Origin of the sequence: Taklimakanibacter lacteus (assembly GCA_003576695.1) — a bacterium.
GTDB classification, from domain to species: domain Bacteria; phylum Pseudomonadota; class Alphaproteobacteria; order Rhizobiales; family Aestuariivirgaceae; genus Taklimakanibacter; species Taklimakanibacter lacteus.
This window is the reverse complement of record QOZQ01000011.1, coordinates 72242-94282: the sequence shown is the minus strand read 5'-3', so window position 1 is coordinate 94282 and position 22041 is coordinate 72242. Positions and strand designations below refer to the sequence as shown.

Here is a 22041-nt window from a genome sequence, read left to right as displayed (position 1 = left end):
ATGGATGTCCCGTCCTTCAAGGAATCGCTGACGAAGCCCGAGCCGCCGCAAAGCCTGAGCTTCGCTTTGCAGGCCTTGTGGTGGGACGGCAAGGGCAACTGGGACAAGGCGCATGAATGCGCGCAGGCCCGCGACGACCAGGACGGCATGCGCGTGCATGCCTATCTCCATCGCAAGGAAGGTGACCAGTCGAATGCCGAATACTGGTATCGCCGCTGCCGCGCCACACCTTCAACCTTGAGCCTTGCCGAGGAATGGGAAGAGCTGGTCCGGTCGCTGGCCTGAGAGAACACCGCTAGTGCGGATCCTCGTCATGGCCCGCAAGGACGGCGCCGTGGATCGCCGCCTGCCAGCCGAGGCTCGCCCAGCGGATGTCGAGCGCCGGCATCCGCTCGGAGCATGGCAGGCATCGGGCGATGCGTTGCTTGAGCAGCGCGCGCGGATAGCCGCTCATCTCGATCACCCCGCCGCCGAGCAGGATGATCCGCGGCGAGAACAATGTCGCAGCCGATGCGATCGTCACGGCCTGGTGCCAGAGGATATCGTCAAGCGCCTCGGCGAGCTGCATCACACCAGCCGAAGCCTGGAACAGGTCGGCCACGGCGATCCCATGGCGCGCCGCAAGGTCGGCAAGAGTGGCGCCGGACGCATAGGCCTCGATGCGCTGCGGCGCATCCGTCAGTCGCGAGCGATAGACGGGCATATGCCCGATCTCCAGCGCCCAGCCGCCGCCGCGGAAGATGCCGGCCTTGCCGAGATAGGCCGCGCCGATCCCGGTGCCCAGATAGACCGCCAGGACTTCGCTTTCGCCCTTGACCGCGCCAGCAACACTTTCGCCGAGCAGCTGCAGCACGACATCGCGCTCGAGCCGCACCGGCAGGCCGAGTTCGGCAGTGAGCTCGGAAGCAAGCTTGATGCCTTCGAGCTCAGGCACATTGGCGGCATGCAGGACCGTGTCGAAGTCACGCCCGATGAAGCCCGGCACCGTGGCCACCACCCGGTCGGGCTTGAGCCCCGCTTCATCGGCAGTCGAGCGCAGCAAAGCCGCGAGATGCGCGACCGTCGCCCCCTGCCGCAAGCCGGTTGTCGGCCAGGTCCGCGTGAAGCCGGAAGGGTGGCCCAGATGCACGAAGCCGATCTTGACCGACGTTCCGCCGATCTCGGCAACGGCTATGGTCTCGTCGGCTGCCCGCCTCATCGGATCGACTCCAGAAATTCCTCAAGGCTTGCTTTGAAATCCCACCGGTAGGCGTCGGCGCTTTCAGCCTTGGGCGTGATCTTGCGCAATTGCGCATGGGGGATCAGGTCGGCCAGTTCTTCGGCATAGGCAAGGGGGTGTGCCAGATCCCGGCCATGGCCGATGACGAGCGTCGGCACATCGATCGCCCGCAGCTCGCTTTCCGTGACCCCCGGCCCATCGGCCGCGATGGTCTTCAGCAGCGCGCCAAACTGTTTGGCCTGGGGCCTGGCGAAAAAGCCGTGCAGGCTCGCCAGATTGTCAGGCGCATGCTGCGCAAGCTCTCGGGCGACAGCGCTCTCGGCGAAGAGACGGGAGGCTTCATCGGCGGGATGGCGCATCATCAGCTCACCCACCAGCGCATAGGGCTTCATATTGAGGGGCGCCGGCCGCGTCACCCAGGCCGGGCGCGCCAGCACCAGGGCGCGGACCTTAAAATTCCCGCGCACCGCGAGCCGTAGCACAATCGCAGCCCCCATGGAAATGCCGCCGATGATCACAGCATCGAGGGCGAGCTTGCCGGCCAGGGCAGCGAGATCATCCGCGAAGGTTGCTATCGAAAGACGTTCCGGCGGGCCGAAGCCGGAGCGCCCCTGCCCGCGGCATTCGAGCGTGATCCGCCGATATCCCGGCATGTCGGGAAAAATATCGGCAACCTGCTTCTCATCGCCGCCAAGGCCATGCTGGAAAAGGACGGGGTCGCCGGCACCGCCATCGCGATAGCAAAGCTCGACACCATCATGGGCGAAGAACGAGATCACGAATTGTGCGCTCCCGCCAGAAGGCCTGACAGAAACATCGCCACGCTTCGAGCTTCCCCCGCCGCAAGACCATGGGTGATCAGGGGGCCGTCGAAGCCCGCTCTTCGCAGGCATCGGATGAAATGCGCGAAATCGATGACGCCGCTTCCGGCAGTGGCGAAGTCGCCATTGGCGGCCCTGTCCTTGGCATGCGCCATCGCGATATCCGGGGCAAGGAGGCTGACGGCCTCTTCGATCAGGTCACGACGCTCGCCTTCCTCCGCGGTCTCGAAGAGATTGGCCGGGTCGAGCACGATCTTCAGGCACGGGCTCGCCATCTCATCGAGCAGACGGCGTGCCTGCCGGGCGCTTGAAACGACATTCGCCATTTCCGGCTCGATGCCGAGCGCGATGTCGTGGCGCTCGGCGATCGCAATGGCGGCTTTCATCTCGGCAACGAGATCCCGCCAGGCCTCAGGCTCGGCATTGCCGGGATGTCCGCGCCATTGATCGTCCGGATCGCGCGTCCCGGTGCACAGGGTGATGAGCCGCGTGCCGAGATCGGCGCAGGCGGCGGCCAGGACGTCGAGCCGCGCCAGTCCGCGCGCGCGGACCGCCCTGTCCGGATGGATCATATTATAGGTGCCCGACACCGCCGCGATGCCGACACGGGTGGCGCTGGAAGCTGTTGCGACCTCTGCGGCCATGCCGGGCTCGATCCCATCCGGCATGGAGGGCAGGCCAAGGCAGGCCATGTTGAACTGCACGGTCGAATAGCCGGCTTGCGCTGCCGCCGCGAGGGTCGGCTTCGCCCCGATCGTCTCGAAGGTCTTGGCGAATATCCCGATCTCCATCACACCGCCCCGTCGACATCGGCAAGCCGCACGGCACGGCCGCCGCTTTCGACCGAGCGCGCGATGGCGATCATGCCGCGCACCGAGGCGATGCCGTCTTCGACATCGGCACCGGTCATGGGCGCGCCCTTGAGCACGACATCGGCCAGCGCCTCGATTTGACGGCGATAGAAATGCCCATCGGCCCCGAGCACGCGCTGCGAGCTGCCATCCGCCTCGCGGAAGATATCGACATCGCTGCTCTTGTAGTACCAGGGATTATAGGTCTTCCCGAGAATGCTGCCCTTCTCGCCATAGATCTGGAAGCCTTCATGCCAGTCCATCCGCACGGCGACCGTCAGATCGAGATGGCCGACAGTGCCGTCGGCGAAGACGACGGTGATGAACCAGCAATAGGCGCCGAATCTTTCGGTGAGGCGCGCCTCGACCGTCTCGATCGGGCCGAACAGGAAACGCGCCGTATCGAGCAGATGGCTGCCATGCGCCAGCATGTAATATTGGCGGCGGTTCGCCTTGGGATCGCCCGCCGGCTTGCGCGCCTTTGCGCTGGTGATGATCGTAGGCTGGACGGCATCGGTCATCGCATAGCGATGCGTGCTGTCGCAGTACCAGCCCTTGAAGGCGAGATGCTGGCCCATTTCAGTGTCGATGAAGGCCTTGGCCGCCTGGATGCCGGCATCGAAGCGTTTCATGTGCCCGACCTGCAGGATCTTGCCGCTTTGCACCACCGAGGCGCGCAACCGCTCGACCTCCTCGATGCTGACGCCGAGCGGCTTCTCGCACAGCACATGCTTGCCGGCGGCAAGCGCCATCTCGCAGGCGCTGACATGGAAGCTGTCCGACGTCGCGACGATCACCGCATCGACCTTCGGATCGGCAAGCATCTCGCCGTAATCGGCATAGCTCTTCTCCGGCGCATAAGTCGCCGCCATTCGCTGGCGCAGGTCGTCGGCGACGTCGCAGATCGCATGGAGATCGGCATTGCGCGCCTTCACGCAGGATTCGAAATGGGCCGCCTGGGCGATCGGACCGCAGCCCAGGACGCCGATGCGCAGCCGGGTCTGGTCTTTTTGCGGCATCATGAAGTCTCCTGTGAGTCAACGCGCGGCGGCATTGCGCAGCTGGAACGGCGGATCGGCCGACAATGCGGCCTGATGAAGAAGGAACGCGGCGCCGATGGCGGGTCCATCGGGACCGCTTTGCGACAGTTCGATAGAGGGCACGGGATAGCCCTCGACCAGATAGGTCGACAGGAACGCCTTCACCTGTGTGGCGACGAACGGATAGACTTCATTGCCGGACCCCGCGAGGATGACGCGCTCCGGCTGCAAGGTGCAGATGAGCGCCGCCAGCCCGCGCGCCAGCCAGCGTCCCCAATCGCCGGCCGCCTTCACCGCGGCGGATTCACCGGCCGCGAGTGCCGCGAGGAACATGTCGAAGGTCACCGCCCGCCTGCCGATATAGGCATGGCGCGCCAATAGCGCATCCTTGCCGACATAGGTTTCGAACCGCCCCGGGCGCTGCGCGTCATGGATGAAACCTTCATCGCCAAGCGGCATGTGACCGATCTCGCCGGCGCCGCGCAGATGGCCGCGATGCAGCCGCCCGCCGCTGATGAAGCCGCCGCCGACGCCATTCTCGATCAGGACGACGAGGCTGTCGCCCGACGCCTGGTCGTCCGGGCGCCGTCGGTAGGTTTCGGCGAGCGCCACCGCATTCGCATCATTTTCCAGAAGGACCGGCATGTCCGGACCCAGCACGCGCGCGAACAGGGTTGCGAGATTGATGCGATGCCATCCGAGTATGACGGCGTGATAGGTCGTTCCATCTGCGTCGAGAAAGCCCGGAACGGCCACATTGAGGCCGGAGAGCCGGGCATCGCGCGGGAGTTGGGCGATCACCTCGTCAACCAGCGCCGCAACGATGGTAACGGCATCCTCAGGCGCGCTGCCCGCCCCGGCAAAGGGCCGCGACGCCCGGCCGCGCACCTTTCCGGCAAGATCGATCGCCACCACGATGATCCAGTTCACGCCGATATAGGCGCCGAGGAAGAAGGCGCCGTCTCCGTCGATCTCGACAAGAATTCCCGGCCTGCCGACCCGGCCTTCGCCATCCTGCTCCGCAATGGCGGTGTCGGAGCGTTCGCGCGCAAGACCTGCTTCCGCCAGCGACTGCACCAATATGCCGGTGGTCGACCGGGTCAGGCCGAGATCGCGGGCCAGTGCCGCCCGGCTCGAGGCGCCGGCGCGGAACAAGGCCGCGAGCGCTCGCGTTTCGTTGGGTCGCAATTCGGACGATTCGGGCAAAATCCTCTCCAGATTTGTAAGACAAAAATACTAAATCACTCATCTTTTGGCGTCAAAGAGCAATTCGATTGTGCATTGCAGCGAAAATAATGCGGAATCTTGACTATTGACCCATGTGCCAAAGGATGATTTGTTTTTTGAAAAAGCAAATTGATGGGAGGACGACATGGCCCTTCTGGCCCGCCTCGAGCATATCGTGAAGGATTTCGGCGCTGTCCGGGCCCTGGACAATGTTTCGCTCGACATCAATGAGGGCGAGGTCCTGGGCCTGATGGGCGACAACGGCGCTGGCAAGTCGACGCTGGTCAAGACGATCGCCGGCAACTTCCAGCCGACCTCCGGCAGCTTCCTCTTCCAGGGCCGGCCGATGAGCTTCTCAGGTCCCGCCGATGCGCGCCGCGAAGGCATCGAGGTCGTCTATCAGGATCTTGCGATCTGCGACAACCTGACGGCGGCCGCCAATGTTTTCCTCGGCCGCGAGATGATGCGCCGCCTTGGTCCCCTCAGGGTTCTCGACCATGGCGGCATGAACTCGCGGGCGGCCGAGCTTTTCCGCGAGCTCAAATCCGAAACACGGCCGGCCGATCTGGTCAACCGCATGTCGGGCGGCCAGCGCCAGGCGGTCGCCATTGCCCGCACCCGCCTCTCACGGTCCAGGATCGTGCTGATGGACGAGCCGACCGCCGCGATCAGTGTTCGTCAGGTGGCCGAGGTTCTGGCCCTCATCCGCCGCATGAAGGACCAGGGCCTGTCGGTCATCCTGATCAGCCACCGCATGCCGGATGTGTTCGAGGTCTGCGACCGCGTCGTCGTGATGCGGCGCGGACGCAAGGTGGCGGACAAGATGATCAGCCAGTCCAGTCCCGAAGAAGTCACCGGCCTCATCACTGGCGCCATCCAGTCGGCCTGAGCGCCCTGCCCGCAAATCCACCGGAGGCACGCGATGAACTCACCCAACCCGCCCAGCATGGACATCGACCTGCTCAAGGGATCTTCGCGGCCCTGGTGGAACCGTCTCCTCATGTCGCAGGAGGCCTGGGTCGCGCTCGCCATCCTCATACTGGGCCTGATCGTGTCGATGATCTCGCCCAAATTCGCGACCTCCGGCAATCTCCTCAATGTCTTCCAGAATGCCTGCTTCATCGCCATCATGGCGCTCGGCATGACGCCGGTGATCATCATCGGCGGCATCGACATCTCCGTCGGCTCGATCCTCGGCATGTGCGCGGTCACGCTGGGCGTGCTGCTCAACGCCGATGTGCCGATCGTCATCGGCATCCTCGGCGCCCTGCTGATGGGCATATTGTGCGGCACCGTGAACGGCGCGATCATCGCCTATTTCCGCCTGCCGCCCTTCATCGTGACCTTGGCCACCTTGTCGATCGGGCGCAGCCTCGCCCTCATCATCACCAACAACCAGGTGTTCTACGAGTTCGGCCAGTCCACCCAGTCGATCATCGCCATCGGCGGCGGCTATACATTCGGCCTGCCCAATGTCGTCTACGCCCTGATCGTCGGCCTCATCGTCCTGCATTTCCTGCTGACCATGACGCGCTGGGGCCGCTATCTCTTCGCCATCGGCGGCAATGAACCCGCCGCCCGCCTCGCCGGCATCCCGGTCGATCTGATCAAGATCTCGGCCTATGCCTTCAGCGGCTTCATGGTGGCGGTGACCGCCGTCTTCCTGGTCGGCTGGCTCGGCGCCGTCACCAATGCCATCGGCACCGGCTATGAGCTGCAGGTCATCGCCTCGACCGTCATCGGCGGCGCCTCGCTGACCGGCGGCACCGGCTCGGCGCTGGGCGGCGCGATCGGGGCACTTCTCGTCGAGGTCATTCGCAACGCCCTCCTGATCGCGGGCGTCAATCCCTTCTGGCAGGGCACATTCGTGGGGAGCTTCATCCTCGCGGCGGTCCTGCTCGAACGAATCCGCTCTCTGCGTCGCTGAGAACGGACAGGAACGGCAACAAACGGAGGAACCCCAGATGTCGCTACCAACCGGACTGAAAACCACAATTTCACTGGCCTGCCTGGCTTTGGGCATGACGGTGATACAGGCCAATGCCGAGGAGCGCGAATTCGCCCTCGTCTTCAAGGTTCTCAACAACGCCTTCAGCCCGCCGATCGAGCAGGGCTGCCAGGCGGCGGCCAAGGAGCTCGGCGATGTCAAATGCACCTATATCGGGCCGACCGAATATGACGAAGCCAAGCAGGTGCAGCTCGCCCAGGACATGGTGACCCGCGGCGTCGCCGGTCTCGGCGTCTCTGCCGGCAATCCCAAGGCGATGGCCCGCATCATGAAGATGGCCAAGGACAAGGGCATCCCCGTCGTCACCTTCGATACCGACGTCCTGCCCGAGGATGCGGGTCTCCGCTCGACCTATATCGGCACCGACAATTACGAGTTCGGCGTGAATCTCGCGCAGAAGGTGCTGGAGCACAAGAAGAGCGGCGGCACCGTATGCATCCAGTCGGGGGCGCCCGCTTCCGAGAATCTCAAGGCGCGCGTCCAGGGTATCCGCGACACGCTCGCCGGCTCGACGCGCGACAAGCCGGTCGAGTCTTTGACCGGCCAGAATGGCTGGACCGAGCCCGCGGGCTGCCCGGTCTACAATAATGACGACATCACACTCGCCGCCCAGCAGGTCCGCGACGTGATGACCAACAATCCGGAGCTCACCACCTTTGTCGCGGTGGGCGGCTGGGCGCAATATGCGCCGCAAGCCTACAAGCAGGCGATGGAGCCGCTGAAAGCGCGCCTCGACAGCAAGGATCTTGTCGTCGTCTTCGGCGACAATTTCGGCCCGCAACTGCCGCTCCTCGCCGAGGGCCTCAGCCACTACAATATCGGCCAGCGTCCCTATGACATGGGCTATGAGACGATCAAGTCGCTCGACAAGCTGACCAAGGGCCAGCCGGTGGAGCCCTTCATCAAGACGGGCACGGAAGTCTGCACGCCGGAGAACGCCCTGACGACCTGCGGCAAGGTCGGAAACTGAGCCCGCTCACCAAACGCTCCCCGGCTCGTCACGGAGCCGGGGCGCTTCTGCCGTGAATTGCCCTGATCTCCTGCGCCACGAGCTTTTGCAGGTGCCACAGATTGCGATCGCGGATGCCCGCTTCCGCCAGATGCACGACGGTGTTGTAGAGATAGGCGGCATTGGAGCCGAGATGGCCGCAGGCGCGCGCAATGACCTGCGCCACTTTCTCGGGCGGCAGCTTGCGCAATATGCCTTCGCCCTTGGGACCGGCCCAGAAGGTCAGCGCCTTCACCGGACCATCCTTGGTCGTGACCGTCAGCCAGCGGGCGGTCCTGAATTCATGCTCGAAGCTGATCTCGCGCCAGACGACGCCATATACCGTTTCGAACAAGTTCGTTTCCGGAACTTCCAGCAATACGCCATCGCAGCTGCCGCCATGATCCAGCGCCATCATCAAGCCGCGCTGCTCCGGCGTCGCCCGCCAGCTTTCGAGCTCGAGACAGAAGGAGCGATGCCAGCCTTTCGCCGTCCCGCGCCGGCGCGACACACTCTCGAAGGTCGGCTTCCAGATCAGCGATCCATAAGCGAAGATCCAGAACGGACCAGAGGGCCGCTGCGCCACCAGACTGTCGGAGAATATCCTGAGCTCGGCTTCGGTGAGCCAGCGCGGATCGATGCCCGGATCCGCCACCTGACGCTCGCACAGCGCCACGAGCTCCGGCGTCAACGCCATCGTCATTTGTTTCATGAACACCCCGCAGGCCCCGTTGACACACTGTCAGAGCAAAGCAAGGCTGGCAATCAGCAGTGAAAGAGCCGCCCCGCCGAAGACGGCATCGCGGCGGGCGAGCCTCGGCGCACCGACAATGGTGCGCCGCATCCCCATGCCGAGACCCCGCGCCTCCATGGCGATGGCCGCCCGTCCGGCGCGGCGAATGGCGAAAGCAAGAAGCGGGATGAACAATGTCATGAGCTCCGCCGGATGAAGGAAGGCCGATGGCGGCCTGCCCCGCTTCATCGCCCTGGCGATGCGGATCTGCCTGAGCTCGGCGGCGAGATCGGGGGTCAGCTGCAGGGCGGAGAACAGCGAATAACCGATGCGCGGCGACAATTTCCAGTCGGCCATCAGCGCCTTGATGAAGAGGCCTGGATCGGTGGTCAGCACGAAGACCGCCGAGACCAGGCCCGTGGCGATGGCCCTCAGGAAGAGCACGATGCCGGCAGAGAAGGCTTGCGATGCGAAGGGCGATTGCCGCGCCACATGCAGCGCGAAGTCGCTGTCGGCACGGAAGAGCACACTGGTCGTGAGGAAGCCGAAGCCGAACAGCGCGAAAGGGATCATCAGGCCAAGGATGAGCAGCGGCGGCTTGCGCTCGAGGACTATGAGAATGGTGACGGCGAGCAGGATGACGATGAGCTGGAAGTGCGCGTCGAAGACAAGGATGGCCGTTACCATCCAGACAAGACAGATGACGAGCTTGGGCAGCGGATGGAGATGGCTCAGCATGAAGCGAGCCAGCGCAAGACCGGGCTGATCGCCGGTTCCGCCAGGCCCGCGCGCTCCAGAAGATCGGCGTCGCCCAGAAGATCGATGGTCGGCCCATCGGCAAGGATGCGGCCGCCGGCAACGATGACGGAGCGCGCACAAAGCCGCAACGCAAGGTCCATGTCATGCGTGATGACGGCGATCGCATGTCCCCGCTGCGCCAGCGCCTCGACATGGCGCGTGACCATGCCTGCACCTCGCGCATCGAGCCCGGCGGTCGGCTCGTCAAGGACGAGAAGCGGCCATTCTCCATGTGCGGTGAGCGCCGCAAACGCCAGGCGCCGCTTCTGGCCTTGCGACAATTCGAATGGATGCCGGTCGCGCAGCTCCCAAAGGCCGAAGGACCGCAGAATCTCCTCGCTGTTCCGGATCCCGGCCGGCAGCGCCAGTGCGATCTCTTCGTTGACCGAGCCGGCAATGAACTGGTTTTCCGGATTCTGGAAGGCGATGCCACCCGCTTTGCCTTCGCGCCGGCCGGCCTTCAGCTTCAGGAGCCCGGCAAGGCTGGCGCCCAGCGTCGATTTCCCGGCGCCATTGGCGCCCAGAATGCCGAGAATCTCGCCTTCATGGACGGCAAGCGAGATATTGCGGAGCACGGTCGGGCCGAACAGCGGTGCGCAATCGGCGTTGATCAATCGCGCCACGACCTGGTCACTGCGCTTCGTCGGCCCTCGCATATGCCGCTCGGCAAAATCCCGCACGACCGCCTTGGCTTTCTCCTCGTCTTCACCGGCGAGAGGGTCGAGGCCGCCAAGCGCTTCCGTGAGCGTGAGCGGTGGTTGCGCGGCGGCGAAGCCCGCTTTCATGAGATCGCCATCGAGCCGCGCGGCAAGCGGCAGCCAGATGCCGAGTTCCTCGAGCTTCCGGCCATGCGCGCGGAAAACGGAGGCCGGCCGACCCTCGGCGATGATCGTCCCTTCAGGCCCCAGCACCACCACACGATCGACCGAGGCGACGAGCCCGTCGAGCCGGTGATCGACCAGGAACACGCTGCGATCCCTGTCGCCCTCCATCAGGAGCCTGTGCAGGCGTGCTGCGACGGCGGGGGCCAGATGCGCCGTCGGCTCATCGGCGACGAAGATGGACGCTGCTTGCGCCAGGCAGGCGGCGAGCGCCACCAGTTGCTTCTCGCCGCCCGACAAGGTCGAGCTGCGCCGCTGGCGCCAGTCTTCCGGCAGGTCGACGAGGCGCAGCGCCGCCGTCACCCTGTTGCGGATCTCCAGCTCCGGCAAAGCGCGATTCTCGAGCGCGAAGGCGATCTCGTCCTCGACCCGCATGCCGCATAAGGTCTCTTCGGCATTCTGGAAGAAACGCGCCACATCCACGGCCCAGCCGGCGGGCGGTCGCGCGCCGACCGGCTCGCCGCCGAGCCGCACATCGCCCGTGCGATCGGCCGGCACGGTATGGGGGATGAGCCCCGTCATCGTGTTGAGCAAGGTCGACTTGCCCGAGCCCGAGGGCCCGAGAAGCAGAAGTCTCTCGCCTCGCTTCAGGGCGAAGCTGACCGGCCCCACCGCATCGCGTTTTTCATAAGGATAGCGTACCGAGACATCATGCCAGGCCGCCGCCGGCAGGTCAGGCACGCGCCAGCCTCTTGTCGTGGTCGATGGCAAGGCCCGACAGCACGCCGGTCCGATAGAGCGCCTCGACGATAAGGTGACCGAGAAGCCCGCCGAGCAGCGCACCGCTGAGGCAGCGCAGCACGAACATCGCGACCAGGAGACCTGGCGCCAGCGCGCCGTAATTGAACATGATCCAGGTATAGGCGAAGGAGAACACCGCCGAGCCGATGCCCGCCGCCATCAGCATGGGCAGGCGATAGTCGCGCCAGCCCCTCGCCGCGAAGACGATCTCGGCCCCTGCCCCTTGCACGAAGGCCGCGAGCAGCAGAAGCAGCCCGGCCGGACTTCCGAGCAGAATCTCGGTGAGGGCCGCCAGCATCTCGGATGCGAGCGCCGCACCGGGCTTGCGGATGATGGCGGCGGCGATGATCGAGACGATGAACCAGAAGCCCATCACCACATCCATGGTGACGGCGCCAAGGATCGCCTGAGCGATGAGCCAGATCTGCACCCAGCCCAGATAGAGGACGCCGAACACGGCCCCCAGCACGGCGAGGATCAGGATTTCACGCAAGCTCCAGCGATAGGAAATATTCATTTGGATCACCTCGGGGCGTTGGGGCTGGGGCTGTTGGCCGAGACCGTGAGGTCGAGCGCCACATGGCCCTCAGGCGCGCCGAAGCGCAGGAACGCCTCGCTCAGCGTGGCGAAGACCGGCCCGGCATCGCCGGCGAGCCTCGTGCAGAAATTCTTCGCCCGGTCGAACACGCCTGAGCTCTTGAGGAAATCGATGCAGCCATAGATCTCGTCCATATGGTGGCCGACGCCCAGGGGATAGAGCGAGAACTGGGCGGCGATCACCTGGCCGGTCCGGGGCGCCAGCGTCACCGCCTCGCGCGCGGCGCCGATGCGCTGGAGCAACGGCAGGTCGGGCATATCCGTTTGCGGCGTGCAGAGCGGGCTGTCGGGCTCACCCGGGCAGCCGCGCGACACGGCGGCCGAAAGCGTGCAGTGGACGCCCGATTGCGCCGCCGCGACGAAGAGATCGCGCATCGCCGGAAAAAGCTGTTCCGGCGGGCCTGCGATCAAGGTCGAGACGTCATCGGTCTCGATGCGGAAATGCGGCCGATAGGGATCGAGCGCCTTGATGGCCTTGAGGATGATGCCGACGAAATCATCGGACATCGGATAAAGGGAAATCTGCGCGCCGGAAAACATCGCAACCTCGCTCCGCTGGTATTATCCAGATCAGCTTAAGGGTCCGAGGGCATGTCGCCCGCATCTCAGCCCCGGCATTACGGAGCACCCCTGTGGAATGCGAGTCTTCTAGTCCCGATTCAGGTGATCGCGCAAGCCTGAAATGACGCCTTGCCCAGCGCGTGGAAGCTACCTGCTATCTGTCGAGCGCACGGCAATCCGCGGCTTTCCATCCCAACCGCACGTCGAGACCCTGTGCCGTCATGGCACCATTGGCCTTGTTGGGCAGCTTCACGATGAAATCGTCGCGGCCCGCCACCTGGAGACGGAGTCGAATATGATCGCCCAGATAGACCACTTCGACGATGTGGCCATCCAACATGGTGTCGACATCCCCGGCGGCAGGATTGATTTCGATGCGCTCCGGCCTGACCGATAGCAATGTCGGTTGTCCCTTCGCACCGACATTGACCGCCAGCGCATTCACCATATCACCCGACTCGAGTCGCACGGTGGCGATCTTGTCGGCGGTGATCGCTACGACGGTGCCCATCAGCTTGTTGTTTTCACCGATGAATTGGGCGACAAAGGAATTGATCGGGCGCTCATAGAGATCATCAGGCGTCGCAAGCTGTTGCACGACGCCGTCATTGAACACGGCGATGCGGTTCGACATCGTCAGGGCTTCGGACTGATCATGCGTGACATAGACGACGGTGACTCCGAGGCGTTCATGGATGCGCTTGATCTCATATTGCATCTGCTCGCGCAGCTGTTTGTCGAGCGCGCCCAGCGGTTCATCCATCAATACAAGGTCGGGCTGAAACACCAGGGCGCGGGCCACGGCGATGCGTTGCTGCTGGCCGCCTGAGAGCTGGCCAGGCCTGCGGCCGCCCATGTCCGGAAGCTCGACCATCGCGAGCATCTTCTTGACCCGATCCTCGATCTCCGACTTGCTGATGCCACGAACCTGAAGCGGAAAGGCGAGATTTTCGTTCACCGTCATATGCGGGAACAGGGCGTAGTTCTGGAACACCATGCCGATGCCGCGCCGATGCGGCGGCACGCGGTTGATCGGCCGGCTCTTCAGATAGATCTCGCCATGGCTGGCGGGTTCGAAACCGGCAAGCATCATGAGAGTCGTGGTTTTTCCCGAGCCCGAGGGACCCAGCATGGTGAGGAACTCACCTTCCGGAATATCCAGATTGAGATTCCTGACGACCAGTGTTTCATCGTCATAGGTCTTCTGCACATTCACGAAGCTGACGGCGGTATTCCGTGCCGGGGTGTTCCTGGTGGCACTTTCCTGCAGGGCGGAGTTCATGGCTCTCTGACACCTTGCCTTGCCGCCCAATCCACCGGGTGGAGCGCATAGAAATAACCGGCCCGGCCATGCGCGATATATTTCAGATGCGTGCCTTCCGGCAGCCAGACAATATCGCCGGCATGGCAGTCCCGGACCTCCTGATCGTCCAGCACGACGGTAAGCGATCCCTCGAAAACGAAAAGAATCTCGTCATAGGTGACGGTCCAGTCGATCGTCACATTCTCCAGATACTCGATGCCGCCACCCATATGCCGGCTGACAGCGCCATTGACGACGCGTGCGATGGACGTCGTGCCGGTCGCCGTCACGGCGGGCCTGAAGGTCATCTCCTCGCGTTTGAAGACGCGCGCTTCCGTCATCGTCGAGCCTCCTTTCTGGCAATATTGACCTTGGACGGCGTGACGCCGGAGGGGGCGAGGCGAGCAAGAGCGGTGATGATCGGCCCCGCCTTCCGGCCCAGATGCTCGACATGATCGCGCCGCCGCACCGCGCCCCGCACCAGATGCGCGCCGATGAACCTGAAAGGCTCGGGTGGAAATCCGCGGCTCACCGGCCGCACGAGAGCACAGTCGGACCACTGATCCGCGCGCTCCATCACCAGCGAAGCCAGAATGCTGCCTCCCAGAAACGTCATGCCGATGCCGTTGCCCGAGAAACCATATCCATAGAGGATGTCGGGATTCGCCGGGAAGCTGCCGAACAGCGGCAAGCCGCTGGCGGTACGATCAATGGCTCCGCTCCAGGCGGAATCAAGCGCGAAATCCGCCAGTGCGGGATGGCCCTCGCGCAACGCCTGGCGCATGTCGGATACCCGCCGCGATGGCGCATCGAAACGCCGGTCGACGATGCCGCCCAGACCGATATGCCCACCCGTGACCCCGACATTGAGCCGCCCGTCGCGCGTTACCCGATAGCCCGAGACGAAGACGCGCGAATCGATCATCAGGGGCCCACGCGCATAACCCGCCTGCCGCAGCATCTCCGGCATCGGCTTCGAGACGGCATCGTCGCTGGAGATGTTGAAGATTGCAGGCGCCAATTCGCGAATGCCGCCCGACCAGGCATTGAGCGCAAGCACCAGCTTGCGCGCGATCACCTGCCCGCCCGGCGTGACAATGGTGATGGGGCTCTTTCTCCCGAAGCGCAGCATCGGAGACTTCTCGAAGATACGGACGCCCGCGCGAATGGCGGCTTGCCGCAGGCCCCGCGCCAGAAATCCCGGATGAATGGTCGCGGCCGATGGATCGAGGACGCCCGCGACATGCCGTTCCGATCCCGTCAACTCCGCAATTTGGTGCCGCGTCACCTCGCGCGCCGAAACCACACCGTGGCGCGCGAGGTTCGTCAGAGCATCGTCCCATGCGCCACGCTGGGCCTCGCAGGTCGCGCCCCAGATCCAGCCCACGCGATCGAACCAGCAATCGATGGCGTTCCGCCCGCAGAAGGCGGCAATGTCGTCGATCGCGGCTTGCGAAGCGCGTATGATGCGCAGCGCCTCTTCCTCGCCGCGCAGCGCCGAGAGCGCACTGAACTTTGCCCAGGCTCCCAGCAGCATGCCGGAATTTCGGCCGCTCGCGCCGCCGCCGCAAATGTCCTTTTCCAGGATGACGATATCGAGCTCGGGCGCCACCGCCTTGAGTTTGAGCGCGGTCCACAAGCCAAGATAGCCCCCACCGGCGATGCACAGGTCGGCATGGTCATTGCCTTGCAGCGGCGGCGTCAGATCGGCGGATTCGGCAAGCGCCTGCCGCAGCCAATGGCTTCGCCACCCGATATCCTGTTCTTCAATTTTGCTCATGACGGCAGGCAATGACGCGCCAGCGCCACCCAGATGCTCGCGCCGATTGGGAGGAGCGCGTCGTTGAAATCATAATCGGGATCATGTGCGGCCGCGGCATGCGCTTCGTCCGCCTGTCCCAGCAGGAAATAGCAGCCGGACTTTTGCTCGAGCATGAAAGAGAAATCTTCCGAACCCATCTCCATGTCCGGATTCCGCACCAGGCGATGTGCGCCTACGACCTTTTCCGCGACCTTCGCCACGATCGCTGCATGCTGCGGGGAATTGACCGTCGGTGCGAAAGGCGACTCATAGTTCACCGCCGCCGTGGCGCCATGCATGGTGGCGATGGCCTTTGCCCGGCCGATGATCTCGCGCTCCAATTGCCGGCGTACCGTCTGATCGAAGCAGCGCACCGTGCCGCCCAGCCTGGCGGTATCCGGAATGGTATTGAACGCTTCTCCCGCATGGAACGAACCCACCGTGACGACTGCCGGCGAGATCACATTGGTCAGGCGACCCGGCAATGCCTCGATGTCGAGGAGCAGCCGCGCCGCGATCGGCAGCGGGTCGATGGTGAGATGGGGCGTCGCCGCATGCCCGCCGCGGCCGTGGATGACGATATCGAACCGGTCCGCCGCCGCAGCCACCGTGCCGTCATGCACTGCGACCTCGCCCAGGGGCCGCTCCGAATTATGCAGTGCATAAACCGCATCGCAGGGAAATCGCGGAAAGAGCCCGTCCGCCAGCATGGCCATCGCGCCGCCCTGCCCTTCCTCCGCCGGCTGGAAGATCAGATTCACGGTTCCCGAGAACCCGCCGTCACGGGCAAGTGCATGGGCGGCGCCAAGCAGCATGACAGTGTGGCCGTCATGCCCGCAGGCATGCATCCGTCCCGGCTGGCGCGATGCATGCGGCAGCGCCCGCGCCTCGGTCATCGGCAATGCGTCCATGTCGGCTCGGATTCCGATGGATGGCCCGGCCGATCCGCCCCGCAGAACGCCCACCACACCGGTCCGGCCAACGCCCTCATGGGTTTCGATGCCCCAGCTTCGCAGCAGGTCGGCGACGAACCGGGCGGTGGCATGCACCTCGAAGCCGAGCTCGGGATGGGCATGGAGATGGTGGCGCCACCGTTTCATTTCCGGCTCAAGTTCCGTGATCGCCGGGTCGATATTCATGTCCGCACCTTTCTTCTGAGACGCTCGCTCCGCAGCTGCAGCCAGCCCGCCAGCGCGAGCAGGATGCCCGACAGGAAGATCAGCAGGACGGCCACGGCCGCGATCGCCGGGCTTATCGATTCACGTACTCCGGAAAAGATCATGCGGGGCAGCGTTCGCTGATCGGCCGTCGACAGGAAGCTCGCCACCACGATTTCATCGAATGAGATGATGAAGGCGATAATGGACCCCGCCGCCACGCCTGGCATGATCAGCGGCAGGATCACCTTGAACAGCGTCCTGACCGGACCGGCGCCGAGGGAGGCCGAAGCCCGCACCAGGCTGCGCTCGAAGCCGGCAAGGCTGGCCATTACGGTCGTCAGCATCACCGGAACCGCCATCGCGCTATGGATCAGGATGATCGACAGCCGGTTGCCGACCAGTCCGAGCGACGCGAAGAACGAGAACGATGCCACGCCCACGATGACCACCGGCATCACCAATGGCGCGGCGACCAGCGCATAGATCAGCCGCTTGCCGGGGAATTTGCCCCAGGCGAGGCCGATCGCGGCGGGTATGCCGAGCACGCAGGAGATCAGCGTGACCACGGATGCGATGACGAGCGAATTCCAGAAGGAGGACAGCCAGCGCGGATCGTCGAGAAGCTCGGCATACCAGCGTGACGACCAGCCCGGCGTGGGGAATGACAGCGTATTGCCGCTGGTCAGCGACATGGGAACGATGACGAGCAGCGGCGCCAGCATGAAGGCCAGCAGCAAGGCGGAATAGCCGTACATGAGAACGAGCCTGAGGCGCGCCGCGTTCATGCATCGCTCCTGCGGCCGAGCAGCGCCCGGGCGGTGAAGAGGAGGAGGCCGCCGACAAGCAGGATGAGCAGGAGCTGGACCGAGAGTGCCGCGGCCATCCCCCAGTTGAGGGACTGGTTGGTGAAGAAGGCGATGTTCGATGAGATCATCTGATCGGTCGGACCGCCGACCAGGGCAGGCGTGATGTAGTAGCCGAGGGCGAATACGAAGACGATTGCCGCTCCCGACAGGATGCCCGGCATGATGAGCGGCAGCTGCACCCGCCGCCAGGCGGTGATCCACGGCGCGCCGAGCGAGCGCGCCGCCCGCATATAGATATCGGGCACTCGCCGCATGACCGAGGCGACCGACAGCACCATCATCGGCAGGAGAACCTGCACCATCGCGATATAGAGCGAAAACCGCGTATAGACGAGATCGAGCGGCTCGCTGACGATGCCGAATGTCGTGAGCGCCGCATTCACCGGCCCGTTCCGCTGCAGCACGATGATCCAGATCACCGTGCGGATGAGCAGCGACGTCCACAGTGGGAAGAGGACCATGGCAAAAAGCACTTTCGAGAGGACGGGGGGAGCGCTGGCGATCGCCTGGGCGAGCGGGATGGCGATGACGGCGCAGATCAAGGTGACGACGAAGCTGATCCACACCGTACGGGCGAGGGCCTGCAGGAAGATGGCGCGATCTTCGCCGATCCGCACGATGGCGCCATTGCCGTCACGCTCCAGGTCGAGGCTGGCGAGGAGATAATAGTCCGTATAAGGCGCCGCGTTCGCGGCAATGACGGCCCATAGAGCGGGATTCGACCAGCCCGGGTATTTTGCCAGCAACGCATCCTTGACGGACGGGCCGGCAATCTTGCCGAGCGCCGCGTCATTCGCGGTCTTGATAACAAGATAGCGGCTCCCGACCAGGCGCTGATTGATGAGCTGCGCCAGCACCCCGTCCCTGCCATCGCGCTGCGCTTGCGCGAGATCTGCCACCAGCGCCTGGAACGCGGGCTCGCCCGGGACGCCGTCGCCCGCCTGCCATCCGTCAAGCGCCATTGTCGTGCGCGCGAGGCCGTTCGAGAGGTCGGAATTATCCACCGACAGCATGAGGAAACGGGCCACCGGCCAGATGAAGATCAGCGTGATGAAGATGACCATGGGCACGGCAAGCAGGACCATGAGGAAGCCCTGTCGCCATGCCCTGCCATGCGAGCGTTTCCGCCGGAACAGATTGACCACGTCCGGCTGCTATTTTGCCAGCCAGGCCTTGAAGCGGGCCTCCAGCGCTTCCTTGTTTTCGACCCAGAACGCGTCGTCATAGGTCGCGCCGTATTTCACGTGATCGGGCGCCGTCGGCAGATGCTTGCGCCACTCGGCCGGAACCAGTTCGGCCGCCTCGATGCGCCCGGTGCCATAGGCATAGAGCTTGGAGAAGCCGGCCTGGTTCTCGGGGATGGAAAACCACTTCAGCAGATCGAGCCCGGCCTGCTCCCCCGCCGAGCCTTTGACCACGGCCCACATATCGGTGCCGTAGAAGAAGCCGGCCTCCCAGACGATGTGATAGTTCTTCTTCTCATTGACGATGTCATTGGTGATGCGGGCATTGTACTGGTCGGTCATCACGACCTCGCCGCTTGCAAGGTTCTGCAAAGCCTGCGATGAGCTGGTCCACCACACGACATGCGGCTTGATCTTGTCCAGCATGGCGAAGGCGCGGTCGACGCCGCCGGGCTTGCGCAATTCGGTGTACACGTCAGCAGCCGCCACGCCGTCGGCCAGCATCGCATTTTCCAACGTATATTGCGCCTGCGCCAGCATGCCGCGCTTGCCCGGGATCTTCTCGACATTCCAATAGTCAGCCCAGCTTTTGGGGGCCTCGCCTTTCAGATAGTCGCCATTGTAAGTGAGGATCGTCGCCCATGTGTCGGACGCCACCCCGCATTCATGCAGTGTGCCTGGAAAGTATTTCGACGGATCGCCGGTGATCTCGGGCGACAGCTTCACGAACAGTCCTTCGGCGCATCCGACTTCGAGATTGGGCGATTCGACCGATACGACATCATAGGTGATGTTGTTGGCCTGCACCTGGGCGCGCACCTTGGCGAGCTCTCCGCCCCATTCCTCGAGAGCGATGGGAATGCCGGTCTTGGCCGTATAGACGGACCAGACGCCCTCCTTATAGGCCTTGTCCCAGTTTCCGCCCCACCCCACGACTGTGATCGGGTCGGCCGCCAGCGCGGCAGCGGACGTCATCACCGACGCGCCCAGCACCGCAGCCACATATCCAAGCTTGATATTCATCACACTCTCCTCCTTTGTCGTTGACTTTATATTTGATCAAATCCTATAACAAACAAATCAAGCAATGCAAGAGCGTTTAGTTCACATTCGACAAGTCGGAGAAAAATCTTGCGGAATTTGATCTAATGAAGGCGAAGCTCAATCAATCGAACCGCAACGCCGATCTGGATTCGGTGCTGGCCGAAGCGCGCCTGAAATTCGCCGCTGCCAATCCGCGCAGCGAAGCCCGTCACCGCGATGCCGCCACAGCATTGCCCGGCGGCAATACCCGGGCGGTCATGTTCTACCGCCCGTTCCCGCTGACCGTGGTGAGGGGCGAAGGTTGTCATGTCGAGGATCTCGACGGTCATCGCTATGTCGATCTGATTTCCGAATATTCGGCGGGACTCTATGGCCACAGCGATCCGGTGATCGCCGCCGCCCTCATCGAGGCCATTGATGGCGGCCTGCTGCTCGGATCGCCCAATCGTTATGAAGCGCGCTATGCGGCCGCCATTGTCGAACGCTTTCCCGCCATCGAGCGGGTCCGCTTCTGCAATTCAGGCACCGAAGCCAACGTCATGGCCATCTCGGCCGCTCGTGCCATCACCGGGCGAACGCATGTCATGGCATTCCGTGAAGGCTATCATGGCGGCGTCCTCACCTTTGCCCATGGCGGCTCCCCGCTCAACCTGCCCTTCCCCTTCATATTCTCCGGTTACAACGACCTCGCGGAAACCGAGAGGAGCATTCGCGCGCACGCCGCAACCCTTGCTGCCATCATCGTCGAGCCGATGATGGGCGGTGGCGGCTGCGTTCCGGCCAGTCGGGCCTTTCTCGAAATGCTACGGCAGGTGTCCCGCGACGTCGGCGCCCTGCTGATTTTCGACGAAGTGATGACCTCGCGCCTCGACTATCGCGCGCTCCACGGCAAGCTTGGCATCAATCCCGATTTTGTGACTCTCGGGAAATATCTGGGCGGCGGAGCAAGCTTCGGCGCCTTTGGCGGCAGAGCGGCACTGATGGACCGCTTCGATCCCGCTTCGGCGAATGCTTTCTCGCATGGGGGCACGTTCAACAACAACGTCCTGAGCATGGCCGGCGGCCTGGCCGGTTTCACGCAGGTTCTGAGCGAAGCGGCGAGCCGGCGCGTCAACACGCAGGGCGACAGCCTGCGTGCGATGCTCAACGCCGCGCTCGACCGGCACGCCATTGCTGGAACGGTGATCGGCATCGGATCGCTGATGAACCTGCATTTCGTGCCGGGGCCTGTTGAACGCCCCGAACAGCTCGACTCCGCCGATTCGCGCCTCCTGGCTCTCTGGCAGATGGAAATGCTGCTGCGCGGCTATCACGTGACTCCACGCGGCATGCTCGCTTTGTCCTTGCCTTTCGGACAGAAGGAGCTTGACGGTTTTTCCGATGCATTTGATGATTTCCTCACCAATTGCGCGGATCTCCTTCCGCGCCGGAAATGAAAATGCCGAGCCCAGCAAGAAAGCCGAAGAAACCTCCGCACGGAACCACCCATAGCCATATCTATGGAAGGCTCCGCAGTGCCTTGATGAACGGCGATTTTTTGCCTGCACAACGTCTCGTCGTGCGCGATCTCGCCGAGCGCTTCAACACCAGTCCGATGCCCGTCCGCGAGGCGCTGCGCCGGCTGGTGAGCGAGGAGGCGCTGATCGACCACCCCAATCGGGGAGTCCTCATTCCCGAGGCGACGGTGGAAGTGATTTCCGACCTGGTTCGGGTCCGCTGCTCGATCGAGGGCTCGGCCGCCGAATGGGCCGCAACGACCATCACCACGGACGAGATCGCGGAGGCTGAGGCGATCAATGCGCGGATGCAGGCCATCGTTTCGCATCCCGACGAGCGTCAGGACTATCTCGCCTTGAACCGGCAGTTCCATTTCCTGATCTACAGGGCCTCGCGCTCGCCTGTCCTGCTTCCCATCATCGAAAGACTGTGGCTGCGGGCCGGTCCATGGCTCAACATCATGCGGCTGGGCGCGACCTTGGGACTGGGTCTCGATCATCATGCCGAGATCCTCGACGCGCTGCACAAGGGCGATGGACAGAAAGCCCGCCGCGCCATTGTGGCGGATATCTCGGATGCCGCGGATATCATGCTCAGGGCCGCGAGCAGAGGCTCGATGGATTTGAACGGCAAGCCGCCGCCACAGGACCGCAAGAGGCGGTAAGAGCCCCGGTCGGCCGAGCTCGTCTCTTCGCAACACCATCTGAATCGGGAGAAATGG

The 22041-nt window shown here is 63.9% G+C and carries 23 protein-coding genes and 1 riboswitch; of the genes, 6 read left to right on the top strand and 17 right to left on the bottom strand.

Translation table 11 applies throughout. The features are described 5' to 3' along the window. Window positions 1-285, top strand: coding sequence for a hypothetical protein (locus tag DT068_RS21680; protein WP_119391983.1), 285 nt, complete (start codon window positions 1-3; stop codon window positions 283-285). A gap of 10 nt (window positions 286-295) precedes the next feature. Here DT068_RS21680 and DT068_RS21675 read toward each other — a convergent pair whose 3' ends face one another. Genes DT068_RS21675 through DT068_RS21655 form a run of 5 tightly spaced genes read right to left on the bottom strand, consistent with a single transcriptional unit; the run spans window position 296 to window position 5137 of the window. After that, complete coding sequence (locus tag DT068_RS21675; protein ID WP_119391982.1) at window positions 296-1198, bottom strand: ROK family protein; 903 nt, start codon at window positions 1196-1198, stop codon at window positions 296-298. After that, window positions 1195-1998 (bottom strand): alpha/beta fold hydrolase, encoded by an 804-nt coding sequence (locus DT068_RS21670; protein WP_368904960.1) that lies wholly within the window; start codon window positions 1996-1998, stop codon window positions 1195-1197. The genes DT068_RS21675 and DT068_RS21670 overlap by 4 nt, the downstream gene beginning before the upstream one ends. Then, window positions 1995-2831: a sugar phosphate isomerase/epimerase family protein gene (locus tag DT068_RS21665; protein ID WP_119391981.1), complete on the bottom strand. Its 837-nt coding sequence runs from the start codon at window positions 2829-2831 to the stop codon at window positions 1995-1997. The genes DT068_RS21670 and DT068_RS21665 overlap by 4 nt, the downstream gene beginning before the upstream one ends. Continuing rightward, on the bottom strand, window positions 2831-3910 hold the full coding sequence (locus DT068_RS21660) for a Gfo/Idh/MocA family protein (RefSeq protein WP_119392108.1): 1080 nt from the start codon (window positions 3908-3910) through the stop codon (window positions 2831-2833). Before DT068_RS21660 ends, DT068_RS21665 begins: the two co-directional genes overlap by 1 nt. A gap of 18 nt (window positions 3911-3928) precedes the next feature. After that, window positions 3929-5137: an ROK family transcriptional regulator gene (locus DT068_RS21655; RefSeq protein WP_119391980.1), complete on the bottom strand. Its 1209-nt coding sequence runs from the start codon at window positions 5135-5137 to the stop codon at window positions 3929-3931. A 166-nt stretch (window positions 5138-5303) separates the two neighbouring features. Between DT068_RS21655 and DT068_RS21650 the strand changes: the two genes are divergently transcribed. The 3 genes from DT068_RS21650 to DT068_RS21640 are packed head-to-tail and all read left to right on the top strand — an operon-like array spanning window position 5304 to window position 8136. Next, window positions 5304-6047, top strand: a complete 744-nt coding sequence (locus DT068_RS21650; protein ID WP_119391979.1) for an ATP-binding cassette domain-containing protein — start codon at window positions 5304-5306, stop codon at window positions 6045-6047. 57 nt (window positions 6048-6104) lie between these two features. Next, window positions 6105-7085 (top strand): ABC transporter permease, encoded by a 981-nt coding sequence (locus DT068_RS21645; RefSeq protein WP_162914374.1) that lies wholly within the window; start codon window positions 6105-6107, stop codon window positions 7083-7085. A gap of 37 nt (window positions 7086-7122) precedes the next feature. Further along, the gene (locus DT068_RS21640; RefSeq protein WP_119391977.1) at window positions 7123-8136 is read left to right on the top strand and encodes a sugar-binding protein; all 1014 of its coding nucleotides are present in this window, start codon (window positions 7123-7125) and stop codon (window positions 8134-8136) included. A 28-nt stretch (window positions 8137-8164) separates the two neighbouring features. Here the strand turns inward: DT068_RS21640 and DT068_RS21635 are convergent, their stop codons facing one another. The 12 genes from DT068_RS21635 to DT068_RS21580 form a co-directional block, all read right to left on the bottom strand. After that, window positions 8165-8866, bottom strand: coding sequence for a gamma-glutamylcyclotransferase (locus tag DT068_RS21635; protein WP_368904957.1), 702 nt, complete (start codon window positions 8864-8866; stop codon window positions 8165-8167). A gap of 30 nt (window positions 8867-8896) precedes the next feature. Further along, window positions 8897-9625 (bottom strand): energy-coupling factor transporter transmembrane component T family protein, encoded by a 729-nt coding sequence (locus DT068_RS21630; RefSeq protein ID WP_119391976.1) that lies wholly within the window; start codon window positions 9623-9625, stop codon window positions 8897-8899. After that, window positions 9619-11247 carry an ABC transporter ATP-binding protein gene (locus DT068_RS21625; RefSeq protein ID WP_162914358.1) on the bottom strand — a complete coding sequence of 543 codons (1629 nt, stop codon included), beginning with the start codon at window positions 11245-11247 and terminating at the stop codon, window positions 9619-9621. Before DT068_RS21625 ends, DT068_RS21630 begins: the two co-directional genes overlap by 7 nt. Next, the gene (locus tag DT068_RS21620) at window positions 11240-11824 is read right to left on the bottom strand and encodes an ECF transporter S component (protein WP_119391974.1); all 585 of its coding nucleotides are present in this window, start codon (window positions 11822-11824) and stop codon (window positions 11240-11242) included. Before DT068_RS21620 ends, DT068_RS21625 begins: the two co-directional genes overlap by 8 nt. A gap of 5 nt (window positions 11825-11829) precedes the next feature. Further along, the gene (locus DT068_RS21615) at window positions 11830-12444 is read right to left on the bottom strand and encodes a YkoF family thiamine/hydroxymethylpyrimidine-binding protein (protein ID WP_119391973.1); all 615 of its coding nucleotides are present in this window, start codon (window positions 12442-12444) and stop codon (window positions 11830-11832) included. Continuing rightward, a riboswitch (TPP riboswitch) is annotated at window positions 12435-12545 on the bottom strand. (Overlaps the previous gene by 10 nt.) 74 nt (window positions 12546-12619) lie before the next feature. Further along, window positions 12620-13747, bottom strand: a complete 1128-nt coding sequence (locus DT068_RS21610; RefSeq protein WP_119391972.1) for an ABC transporter ATP-binding protein — start codon at window positions 13745-13747, stop codon at window positions 12620-12622. Beyond that, window positions 13744-14109, bottom strand: coding sequence for a EutQ-related cupin domain-containing protein (locus DT068_RS21605; protein ID WP_119391971.1), 366 nt, complete (start codon window positions 14107-14109; stop codon window positions 13744-13746). Before DT068_RS21605 ends, DT068_RS21610 begins: the two co-directional genes overlap by 4 nt. Beyond that, entirely contained in the window at window positions 14106-15548 is a 1443-nt protein-coding gene (locus tag DT068_RS21600; protein WP_119391970.1) for an NAD(P)/FAD-dependent oxidoreductase, read from the bottom strand. The genes DT068_RS21605 and DT068_RS21600 overlap by 4 nt, the downstream gene beginning before the upstream one ends. Continuing rightward, window positions 15545-16669 (bottom strand): amidohydrolase, encoded by a 1125-nt coding sequence (locus tag DT068_RS21595; protein ID WP_368904954.1) that lies wholly within the window; start codon window positions 16667-16669, stop codon window positions 15545-15547. Before DT068_RS21595 ends, DT068_RS21600 begins: the two co-directional genes overlap by 4 nt. A 35-nt stretch (window positions 16670-16704) precedes the next feature. Continuing rightward, on the bottom strand, window positions 16705-17514 hold the full coding sequence (locus DT068_RS21590; RefSeq protein WP_119391968.1) for an ABC transporter permease: 810 nt from the start codon (window positions 17512-17514) through the stop codon (window positions 16705-16707). Continuing rightward, window positions 17511-18740, bottom strand: coding sequence for an ABC transporter permease (locus DT068_RS21585; RefSeq protein WP_119391967.1), 1230 nt, complete (start codon window positions 18738-18740; stop codon window positions 17511-17513). Before DT068_RS21585 ends, DT068_RS21590 begins: the two co-directional genes overlap by 4 nt. A gap of 9 nt (window positions 18741-18749) precedes the next feature. After that, window positions 18750-19802 carry an extracellular solute-binding protein gene (locus DT068_RS21580; protein ID WP_119391966.1) on the bottom strand — a complete coding sequence of 351 codons (1053 nt, stop codon included), beginning with the start codon at window positions 19800-19802 and terminating at the stop codon, window positions 18750-18752. 125 nt (window positions 19803-19927) lie between these two features. Here DT068_RS21580 and DT068_RS21575 point away from each other — a divergent pair, with 125 nt between their 5' ends. Then, complete coding sequence (locus DT068_RS21575) at window positions 19928-21259, top strand: aspartate aminotransferase family protein (protein WP_119391965.1); 1332 nt, start codon at window positions 19928-19930, stop codon at window positions 21257-21259. Continuing rightward, window positions 21256-21984, top strand: coding sequence for a GntR family transcriptional regulator (locus DT068_RS21570; RefSeq protein ID WP_119391964.1), 729 nt, complete (start codon window positions 21256-21258; stop codon window positions 21982-21984). Before DT068_RS21575 ends, DT068_RS21570 begins: the two co-directional genes overlap by 4 nt. Window positions 21985-22041: the final 57 nt, after the last annotated feature.